Source organism: Streptomyces sp. NPDC058964 (assembly GCF_042741275.1).
GTDB lineage: Bacteria > Actinomycetota > Actinomycetes > Streptomycetales > Streptomycetaceae > Streptomyces.
In genome coordinates this window covers 938-11,252 of sequence record NZ_JBHYKH010000290.1, presented here as the reverse complement: position 1 = coordinate 11,252, position 10,315 = coordinate 938, and the positions used below count along the sequence as shown (strand labels likewise).

Annotated in this window: 7 protein-coding genes and 2 pseudogenes; 7 read left to right on the top strand and 2 right to left on the bottom strand. The window is 68.9% G+C overall.

The annotated features are described in order from the left end of the window. Window positions 1-268 precede the first annotated feature (268 nt). Window positions 269-490: pseudogene (locus tag ACFW2E_RS29415) on the bottom strand (SpoIIE family protein phosphatase); the annotation flags it as partial. 412 nt (window positions 491-902) lie between these two features. On the opposite strand from ACFW2E_RS29415, the gene ACFW2E_RS29410 reads away from it, so the two are divergent. The 6 genes and pseudogenes from ACFW2E_RS29410 to ACFW2E_RS29385 form a co-directional block, all read left to right on the top strand. Beyond that, entirely contained in the window at window positions 903-1,985 is a 1,083-nt protein-coding gene (locus ACFW2E_RS29410) for an AI-2E family transporter (RefSeq protein ID WP_384470101.1), read from the top strand. A 670-nt stretch (window positions 1,986-2,655) separates the two neighbouring features. Then, entirely contained in the window at window positions 2,656-3,027 is a 372-nt protein-coding gene (locus ACFW2E_RS29405) for a hypothetical protein (RefSeq protein WP_384470100.1), read from the top strand. Window positions 3,028-3,277: 250 nt separating this feature from the next. After that, window positions 3,278-3,700, top strand: coding sequence for an SsgA family sporulation/cell division regulator (locus ACFW2E_RS29400; RefSeq protein ID WP_384470099.1), 423 nt, complete (start codon window positions 3,278-3,280; stop codon window positions 3,698-3,700). A gap of 40 nt (window positions 3,701-3,740) precedes the next feature. Then, window positions 3,741-4,070 carry an NIPSNAP family protein gene (locus ACFW2E_RS29395; protein ID WP_384470098.1) on the top strand — a complete coding sequence of 110 codons (330 nt, stop codon included), beginning with the start codon at window positions 3,741-3,743 and terminating at the stop codon, window positions 4,068-4,070. Between the two features lie 556 nt (window positions 4,071-4,626). Beyond that, on the top strand, window positions 4,627-5,016 hold the full coding sequence (locus ACFW2E_RS29390) for an SsgA family sporulation/cell division regulator (protein ID WP_384470097.1): 390 nt from the start codon (window positions 4,627-4,629) through the stop codon (window positions 5,014-5,016). 413 nt (window positions 5,017-5,429) lie between these two features. Continuing rightward, window positions 5,430-5,555 (top strand): annotated as a pseudogene (locus ACFW2E_RS29385) (protein phosphatase); the annotation flags it as partial. A gap of 461 nt (window positions 5,556-6,016) precedes the next feature. Here ACFW2E_RS29385 and ACFW2E_RS29380 read toward each other — a convergent pair. After that, window positions 6,017-6,670 (bottom strand): TetR/AcrR family transcriptional regulator, encoded by a 654-nt coding sequence (locus ACFW2E_RS29380; RefSeq protein ID WP_384470096.1) that lies wholly within the window; start codon window positions 6,668-6,670, stop codon window positions 6,017-6,019. Between the two features lie 244 nt (window positions 6,671-6,914). On the opposite strand from ACFW2E_RS29380, the gene ACFW2E_RS29375 reads away from it, so the two are divergent. Then, window positions 6,915-10,136: a cytochrome P450 gene (locus ACFW2E_RS29375; protein WP_384470095.1), complete on the top strand. Its 3,222-nt coding sequence runs from the start codon at window positions 6,915-6,917 to the stop codon at window positions 10,134-10,136. Window positions 10,137-10,315: the final 179 nt, after the last annotated feature.

Genomic DNA, 10,315 nt, shown 5'->3' with positions numbered 1-10,315 from the left:
GTTGTCCCCCACCGTGATCAGCGAAGTGACGGCCGTGTCCGGACCGATGCCCACCACCTCGAGCAGCTGCGGAGCGTGGCGCTCCACCAGGGGGGGCAGGTGGCCTACCAAGTCCTGGACCTCGTCGCTGAGCTGCCTGATGCGCCGGGCCAGGAGACCCAGGGTGAGCACGGCCGCGGCCAGACCGTCGAAGGCGGGCGGCCGGCCGCCGGGGCCGGAGACGCTCGTCGCACCTCGAAAGGCGCCTGCCGGGTCGGCGTTGGGCGGCACCGGGCTGTGCCAGGGCGGCGCCCAGACGCCGCAGGCCGACGTCGATGTCCTCGCCGCGGGACTCCACCAGGCCGTCGGAGTAGAGGGCGAGCACGCTTCCTTCGGGCAGTTCCAGTTCCACGGACTCGAAAGGCACCAGGCCGAGACCGAGGCCCAGCGGGGCTCCGGCCGGCAGGTCGGGGACGGTGACCCCGCCCTGTGCGTCGACGACCAGGGGCGGTGCGCCGATCACGCCCGCAGCTGACTGCTCCGTCCCCCACCGGACCGGCGGTCCGGCTATTGCGTCTGCGGCCACCGCCACCATGACACTCCTTCGACGGTTACGGCCTATGGCATCAGCTTGCAGCTCGGCCTGGGGATCCGCACCTGGGATGCGGCGGTGCCCATAACGCCTTGACCACCGCCGAGCCGACGTCGTCTCCTTCACGGCGTACGGATGAGAGTCCGGCCGGGGCCTTCTCCAACGCCAGCCGAACGAGGCGAGAACGCCCGGGACGTGATGGACACGGCAGCCTCGGGGGCAATCCGTTGGGGACGGCCCACGCATCCATCACCGCAGCCCGAAGAGGGCTCCTCGTTTTCCCGTGACCGGGGCTGGGCACTCGGTGCCCATGGCGACGCGTCCGGTTCCGGTGCGAACCATACTCGCCACCATCGGCCTGGTGCTCGCCACCTACGTCGTACTTGAGCTGGTGGTCCAGGCTCGCCGGGTCCTGATCTGGGCGGTCATCGCCTTGTTCCTGGCCGTCTCCCTTCATCCGGCGGTCGAAGCCCTGCAGCGACGGCTGCCGCGATGCCGACGGTCGGTGGCCGCCCTGCTGGTCTTCCTGGCCGCGGCCGCGGCCGTCGGCGCGGTGGTCGCCCTGTTCGTCATCCCCCTGGCCCAGGAGGGAAGCCGGTTCGCCGGTCGTCTGCCCGTCATGATCAGGGACGCCCAGGCCGGCCGCGGACCAGTCGGCAACCTGTTGGAGCGGACGCACGCTCTGCAGTATCTCCAGCAGCATCAGGCGCAGATCCGCGCGTTCGCCACCGGACTGAGCACGCCCGCCATGAGGTTCCTTCGCAGTGCCGCGAGCACCACGGCAGGCGTCGTCACGATTTTCGTGCTGGCCTATGTGATGGTGCTGGAGGGTCCCAGGGCCATAGACCGGTCCCTGGCCCTCGTGGACGAGGCGCCCGCGGCCCGCATACGCCGCGTTGGAGCCGCTTGCGCTCGCACCGTCAACGGCTATCTGACCGGGAACTTGCTGATCAGCGTCATCTGCGGGCTTCTGACCTACGTCGTGCTGCTGGTTTCCGGAGTGCCGTTCGCCGGGCTGCTGGCCCTCTTCGTCGCCGTGACCGACCTCATTCCCCTGGTGGGAGCCACCATAGGAGCTGTCGTCGCCTCCGGAGTGGCGTTCGTCCACTCCCTGCCGGCCGGCATCGCGGCCGTCATCTTCTTCATCGTCTACCAGCAGGCCGAAAACCATGTCCTGCAACCGGTCATCCTGTCTCGGACGGTGAGACTCAACCCCCTCACCGTGCTGCTGGCCACCCTGATCGCCGCCGAAGTCGCCGGGATCCTCGGTGCCCTGCTGGCGATTCCCGTCACCGGCATCATCCAGGTCGTCCTCGGTGACATCTGGGCTCACCGCGGCGGTCGGCCACTGAGGCTGCCGACACGGACAGACAACGGCCCCGAGAAGGCCGACCGTTCCGACGCCCCCGAATAACGGCCTCACGGGATCCGGCAGCCCAAGCGCAACGAGGAGTTCGCTCAGGTCGACGATGCTTCTCCGCTTCCCCGGCTCGGGCGGAACGTGAGTGCGGCCCTGATGAATGTGCCGATGCCCCAGATCGCCCCGCCCAGTTGGGCGCGCCGCACGACGCCGGCTTCGTCATCGTGACTGCGCCCACTTCGATGCCCGCGAAGGAGCGCTCGCCGGCCGACGGCCGGGCAGGTGGCGTAATGTCGCCGCTCGCCGGCGCCCGGTCGGTCCGGCCTTCGAGACCTCACTCCGCGGGCTACGGCGATCTCCGGGCCGGTGAAGCCACCGATCACCAGGTCCCGCTCGGGCCGCCGTCCCGCCCGTCCGGCCAACCCGACCGCGTCCTGGCGCGTGCGCCGGGTGGACGCACACTGCCGCGGCCAAGGCAAGGAAGGCCAGCGTGCCGAGGGGGCCGGCGACAAGCAGCTCGACTGAAGAGCGACATCTGGTGGCGCTTGTGCCAGCCGGTCAACGGTTACCTTCGTCACTTCGACATTTCCATACGGCGTATGGTAACAATGAAAGCGCACTTCCATACGACGTATGGAACTGCCCGCTCGGACCACACCGGGCGTCATACATCGCCTGGCAGAACCGCCGTTGGCGCAGATCACCCCCTCGGGAAGGAAAGATCATGAACAAGCTCGCGAAGCGCATCGCCCTCACTGTCTCCTCCGTCGCGGTCGCCGGTGCCGCCGTTCTCGGTGCCGGTGGCACTGCTTCGGCCGCGCCCCTTGCGTCCGCGCACGCCCAGCACCCGACCGACGGGGCAGCCGTGGCCGCTGACTACAGCTGGGACCACGGTGTCGGCTACCTGCTCGAGCGGGGCTATTCCTGCGACGAGACCCGCGGCTGGCACCAGGACCGCCACGGCACCGATTCGACCCGGCACGACTGCGACGGTCTCTACTACCGCGATGGTCACTTCTACCGCTGGAACGGCGTGGGACACGGCTGGACGTCCGACAGGTACTACCGCCACGACCTGAGCCGCGACGACCGGTGAGACGGGTCTCGGCCATGAGCGCAAGCAGTTCTCCTCGGCCCTGCCCCTACCCCTGCCGGCGGCGGGGATCCCGCTTGCGGTCGGGGGGTGACGTCCCCGACTGCCGGCCGGGTGAGTGCAGCGCCACTCATCATGCGGTGCGCCAGCGCCGTCCGGTGCCCGCGCCCTGCTGTACCGCCTCCGCCCGCGCCGTCTCTTCGCCACAGGCCCGTGTGAGGCACCGCCGAGCCATACCCGGGAGCGGAAGCCGATGAAGAAGTCCTTGAAGGTCGTAGAACGGCGAGTGGCCGTGCAGCTGGTCGTCTCGCACGTCTACTCGTTGCCCCTCTGCGTACGTCTGCGCTACGAGCCCGCTGATCCCTATGTCGTCCGTGCCGCCTTCTTCGTCGACTGCGACGAGCCGGTCGAATGGGTCTTGGGGCGGGATCTTCTGGCTGACGGTCTGAAGGGTTCCGCAGGCCACGCGGACGTCCGGATCTGGTCGGCCGCGGGGCGGGGGGACCAGTCGATCTACATCGCCCTCGGGTCTTCCGCGGGCACCGCCTTGCTCGAGGTGCCCGTGCAGGACATCTCGTCCTTCCTTCAAGACACCCAGGCTCTGGTGCCACGGGGTACCGAGTCCGGACTCATCGACTGGGATGCCGAACTGGCACACCTCCTCCCCCACGGCTGACCGCCGACCATCCATGCTCAGAAGTAAAGGAACCAGTGTCATGTCCCAGTACCAGCTTCGCGTCTACACCCTGCGCAGCTCCGGCGCGCTCGCCGCCTACGAGAAGATCTGGGCCCAGCACATTCCCGGTATGGCCAAGCACCGGATCACCACCCACGGCGTCTGGACGGTGCCCGCGGCGCCCGGAAGCGACACTCCCCGGCTGTACGCCCTCGTTTCCTACAAGGACGCCGACGACGTGCAGGAGCGGCTGGAGGCATACCTGTCGAGTCCTGAATTCCGCGCGGACATGGAGGGCTTCGACATCAGCCGGATCGTCGGCCTCGACGAGACCCTGCTGACGCCCACCGTGGACTCTCCCTTGCGCTGACGGTCGGCCTGCGACGAGTGAGGCGGCCAGAAGGGCCGGTATCCGGCGGCCCTGCGATGGTGGTTCCGGTGTCGTCGATGACGACCCACCAGTGGCGGGCGCCTGTGCGGTCATGTGCATCTCCTCGGACTCGGACAGCATGCCGTTCCGGTCCAAGGACGGCTCTGCACTGCGTGACCGGGCCCCGGCAACCACGGCCGGCGTCGAGGTGGGGACCGCGACGAGTCGGTTCACTACAACCACGACCGGTACAGCGTCGATCGCTGAGGCCAAGGGCGCCCTTTGTCCGGCAACCACCGTTGGCCACATCTCCGTGATGGCCCCGGCCGGCAGTGGCCTCGCCTGCTCCCGTCGGCCGGGCGCCCTTGCGACGGCCCGAAGAACTGCTCCTGCGGGTGTCCTCGTGCCGACCGCCACCGGTCCTCGCAGTAACCGCGTCTCTGTGCAGCCCCCTTGAATCCGACGACAGCCCTTCCGATGGCCCTCCCCGGATGACGCGAAACACCAGGAGTAAGACCCAGTGAAGTCATTGAGAACTGTGATCCAGGGGCTACCTGTGAAGCTTGTCGGCGTGTATGCGACGTCCTTGCCCATGATCATGAATCTGCGGTACGAGCCGAGTGATCCCTACGTGGTCCATGCCGCATTCACCACCGATGTCGACAGCGACGAGCCGGTGGAATGGATCATCGGGCGCGATTTGCTGATCGACGGCCTGGAGGGCCCCGCCGGCGAGGGAGACGTTCGCATATGGCCCACCGGCGAGGAGGGCTGCCGCGACTTGTACATCCTTCTCAACCCGCCGTCCGGTACGGCCCTGCTCAAGGCCCCAGCGCAGGAATTCAAGGCGTTCCTGCAGGAAACGGAGGCAGTGGTGCCCCGGGGGGCCGAGCTTGACCACAGCGACTTCGACCGCTTGCTGGCGCACTTCCTCGCCGAAAGGTGAGTCCTGTCAGGGTGCGACCTGAGGCAGGCACACGGACGTCTGCGCCTCGGTGTTCACCGCCATGGTGAGTGGCTGTCAGCAGTCGTGGCGTCGAGGGCGGTCGGGCCGAAGCCAGCCGCGGTCAGGATGTTCGCCGCGACTCCGCGGCCGACCCGCCCCGGTGAGACCAGCCGCCACGCGGCAACCCGCTACCTGCGTCGCGTCGCCCACCTTCCCGCGCTCCGTAGCTCGCCGCTCATCGGCAGGCTCTGCCGCAGGGACGCATCTGAAGGCGTCTACGTCGTCGTGGTGCGCCCTGCAGCGGAAGTCTGGCCGCCGTTTGTCCGCTTCGCGCTCGCCCCGCAAGCCCACTGGTGGACGACGGCCGAGTTGCGGTCAGCCGGAGTGCTGGCCGAGCCTGCTAGAGATCTCGCAGTAGCACGACACCTCACCTGCGCCGGGCCCGCACCTACGACGAGGGGGGACGGGGTCTGCTCCTGGTCGCTCGGTTCGCCGAGCATTGGAGAACGCGGCACGCCCGCCACGTCAGGACGGTCTGAGCCGAGCTGAGCGAAAAGGAGTCCGCTGGATCCCCGGCATGGGATTCCCTGTAGGCGCGACGACGGACGGAGCTCTGCGGTGAGCGGATGCGTCGACCACGAGCTCGGGGGCTCAGCAGGAACGACGTTCGATGCGCTGCTCGAGCCAGATCGTCTTGCGGCTCTGGCTGTGGCGGCAGCCCCAGCGAGCGGTGAGGCCGGGTGCTGCTGGAGTCGGCAGCTCGACGAGGCCGACGGTTCCCCTCCAGGAGGGAGACCAGGAACAAGCCAACGACCATGGTCATTTCACGGTTCGGCGTCGGCATACGGCTGCCGTGTAGAGGCTGGAGGTGGAACCACCCCGCCGGGCGGTCTCACCCGACGTGACGGGGCGGCTCCCGTGTGTCGCAGCCTGGGATCGTCCGACTGCGGGCACGCCTCAGGCGCCAGTGCCTATGGCGCAGCGTCTCAGGCTGACTGGCTCAATGGCCGGCGTGCCGGCTGTCAGGACCGGCAGCGAGGCGGCTTTCCAGGCCCGTGATCAGCGTGTCCATCACGAGGCGGAACATGTGGTCCTGGTCAGGGCCTTCGGGGGCCGCACCCGTAGAGCCAGGGCGTGCGTCCGTGGCCCCGTCTTCGTCGGCTTCAGGGCCGTGGGGCTTGAGGGTCGACCACTGGTGGAGTGCGCCGTTTAGTTCTGCGGTGAGGACGCCGATGACGACGGCGACCATCAGCGCGGCAATCTTCGAGACCTCTGACTGCGGCACACCGGCAGCGGCCACGATGGCGGTGAGGGCGGTCCAGAACGGGTCGTCCGGCTGGATGAAGTCGGACTGGTGGCTGAACGAGTAGGCCATCAGTTCGGGGTGACGGTGCGCCAGGGTCCGGAAGTCTGTGGCGAGCAGACGGATCCGCTCCTGCCAGGGAGCGTCCTCCAGTGTCACGGTGCGGAACTGCGCTCCGACCATTCTCGTCACGCCGCGCAGCACGGCTTCCTTGTTCGGCACGTGGTGGTACAGCGACATCGGGTTCGCGTCGAGCTCGGTGGCGAGTTTACGCATGGTGAGCGCCTCGACACCGTCCGCGTCGATCAGCCGCAGGGCGGCGGCGTAGATCCCGGCCTCGGTCAGAGGCACGTCCCTCTTCCTCGTTCCCCGCGGGGGACGCCTCACCTTCTTTTCCATACCTCGTACGGTATCAGTTTCGTACGCCGTATGAAAATGACCTGAATCACAGCGCTCACCAGGGCGACCGGGCTTGCTTCACGTTTCCATACGTCGTACGGTACCAATTCCATACGGCGTATGTTTCCGTACGGCGCCACGGCATCGACCTGAGCAGCGCGCCCTTGCCCATCCCCTCCACGCAGAGGAGCAAGACATGACCACGCACTCCGCGAACGGCCTTCGCCCCATCCGGTCCCCGCGCGGGATCCCCCTCCTCGGCAACACGCCGCAGATCCCCGGCACCAACCCGGTGGAGTACTTCGGCGAGCTGTCCAAGCAGTTCCCCGAGGGCATCTACGGCTTGGACATCGCCGGTGTCGAGCAGATCTTCGTCTACGACCCGGACCTGGTGGCCGAGGTCTCCGACGAGACACGGTTCTTCAAGCAGATCGAGAAGACGCCGCTGCAGCATGTCCGGGACTTCGCGGGCGCGGGGCTGTTCACGGCCCACCAGCACGAGGAGGAATGGGGCATGGCGCACCGGATCCTCCTGCCGGCGTTCAGCCAGCGGGCCATGAGGGCCTACTACGGGCAGATGCTGGAGATCGCCCAGAACCTGGTGGGTAAGTGGGAGCGCAAGGCGGGTCAGCCGGTCAACATCACCGACGACTACACCCGGCTGACGCTGGACACGATCGCCCTGTCGGGGTTCGGCTACCGGTTCCGGTCCTTCGACAAGGAGGAGCTGCACCCCTTCCTCAACGCGCTGCTGGGTGCGCTGGTGGAGTCGCTGCGGCGCTCGCAGGAGCTGCCGATGATGACCAAGTTCCGCAAGGCCGATGCCAAGAAGTACGGCGAGAACATCCAGCAGATGCGGGACCTGGTCGAGAGCGTGATCAAGGAGCGCCGCGAGGGGAAGGGCGGCGGTGAGGAGGACCTGCTGGGCCTGATGCTGGAGGCCACCGACCCGGAGACCGGCAAGCTGCTGGCCGACGACAACGTCCGCGACCAGGTGCTGACGTTCCTGATCGCCGGTCACGAGACCACCAGTGGTCTGCTGTCGTTCGCCACGTACTCGCTGATGCGCAACCCGCACGTGCTGGCCCAGGCGTACGCCGAGGTGGACCGGCTGATGCCAGGTGACACGGTCCCGGACTACGACACGATCATGCAGCTGGACGTCATCCCGCGGATCCTGGACGAGACCCTGCGCCTGTGGGCTCCCATCCCGGCGTTCGGCAAGACGGCGCGGGAGGACACCGTCATCGGCGGCCGCTACGAGCTGAAGAAGGGCGCGAAGGTCCTCATCCTGGAGGGCCCGCTGCACACACACCCCAAGGCGTGGGACCGTCCCAATGAGTTCGACATCGACCGGTGGCTGCCGGAGAACCGCGTCCAGCAGCACCCGCACGCCTACAAGCCGTTCGGCAACGGCCTGCGTGCCTGCATCGGCCGGCAGTTCGCGCTCACCGAGGCCCGCCTGGCCCTGGCGCTGGTGCTGCAGAAGTTCAAGCTCTCGGACACCGGCGACTACAAGATGGACGTGCGGGAGGCGCTGACGCGCAAGCCCGGCAACTTCGAGCTGATCGTGCGCCGTCGTCAGGAGCACGAGCGGACCGTCTTCGGCGCCGCGGACGTGCAGACCGGCGACACGCAGGCGCAGGCAGCGGTCAGCGGTGTCGGGGTGAACCTGACCGTCGCCTACGGCTCCAGCCTCGGCTCGTGCGAGGACCTGGCCCGCACCATCGCCGACCGCGGCGAGCGCTCCGGCTTCGGCACCACCCTCGTCAGCCTGGACGAGCTGGGTGACAACCTGCCCTCCGAGGGCCTGCTCGCCGTCGTCGCCGCCAGCTACAACGGCAAGGCCCCCGACAACGCCCAGCGCTTCGACGACCTGCTCGCCGCCGGACTGCCCGAGGGCTCACTGGCGAATGTGCGGTACGCGCTGCTGGGCGCCGGCAACACCCAGTGGGTGGCCACCTATCAGGCATTCCCCAAGCGGATCGAGGAAGGTCTGCTGGCCGCCGGCGCCACCCCCATCGTCGAGCGCGGCATCGCGGACGCCGCCGGGGACTTCGACGGCATGGCCACCCGCTGGATGAACACCCTGTGGGCCACCCTGGCCGAGGAGTACGCCGCCGACACCTCCCAGGCCAGCGGCCCCCGCTACCAGGTCCAGCTGCTCACCGAGTCCGACGTGCGCCCCGCCATCGTCTCCGAGCAGGCGTACCCGCTCACCGTGGTCGCCAACGACGAGCTCGTGGCCGACGCGACCGGCCTGTGGGACTTCAGCATCGAACCGCCGCGCCCGTCCGCGAAGTCCATCACCTTCGAGCTGCCCGACGGCGTCACCTACGACACCGGCAACCACCTGGCCGTCTTCGCCAAGAACGAACTCGCTCTGGTGGAGCGCGCCCTGAGGCGGCTCGGCGTCGACTACGACCAGGTGCTCCGGCTCGACCAGCCGGCCGGTGGCCGCACCCACCTGCCGGTCGGCACCCCGGTCACCGCCGGCATCCTGCTCACCGAGTTCCTGGAGCTGCAGGACGTGGCCACCCGCTCCCAGATACAGACGCTCGCCGAGCACACCGAGTGCCCGTGGACCCGGCCGCAGCTCCAGGCGTACACCGCCGAAACGGAGGAGGCCGAGGAGCGCTACCAGAAGGAGATCCTCGGCAAGCGCATCTCGGTGCTGGGCCTGCTGGAGCGCTTCCCCGCCATCGAGCTGCCGCTCGCGGTCTTCCTGGAGATGACGGGCCCCATCCGTCCCCGCTTCTACTCCATCTCCTCCGCCCCGTCGGCCAACCCGCGCCACGTGCGCCTGACCGTCGGCCTGCTGGAAGGCCCGGCCCTGTCCGGCGACGGCCAGTACCGCGGCACCTGCTCCTCCTACATCGCGAGCCTGGAGCCCGGGGATGTCATTTACGGCTACGTCCGCGTGCCCTCCCCGACGTTCGCCCCGCCCGCCGACCCCGCCACGCCGCTGATCCTCATCGGCCCCGGCACCGGCATCGCGCCGCTGCGCGGCTTCCTGGAGGAGCGGGCCTGGCAGTACGAGAACGGCACCCAGGTGGGCCTGTCCCAGGTGTTCGTCGGCTGCCGCCACCCGGAGCACGACTACTTCTACCGGGGCGAGATGGAGATGTGGGAGCTGTCCGGGATCGCCCAGGTGCACACCGCCTTCTCCGCGGTGACCGGCCACCCGGCCCGGTTCGTGCAGAACGCCATAGCCAACGCCGCCGACACGGTGTGGCAGGCCATCCAGGACGGCGCGTACATCTACGTCTGCGGTGACGGCCGCCGCATGGCCCCCGCCGTCCGCGAGGCACTCGCCGCCATCCACCGCCAGAAGACCGGCAGCGACGACGAGACCGCCCAGCAGTGGCTCGCCCAGCTCGAAGCGGACGAGCGCTACCAGCAGGACGTCTTCGCCTGACCGTCGCACGCCGTCGCGGCGCGTCGACCCCCAGCCGCCGGGGGGCGGGGGGGGGGGGGGCGGCCCCCCCCCCCCCCCCCCCCCCCCCCCCCCCACCCCCACCCCCCCCACCCCCCCCGCCAGAGAAGGTGGGGGGGGCAGGGAGTGCGGGGGGTGTTTTAAAAAAAAACACGCCCCCC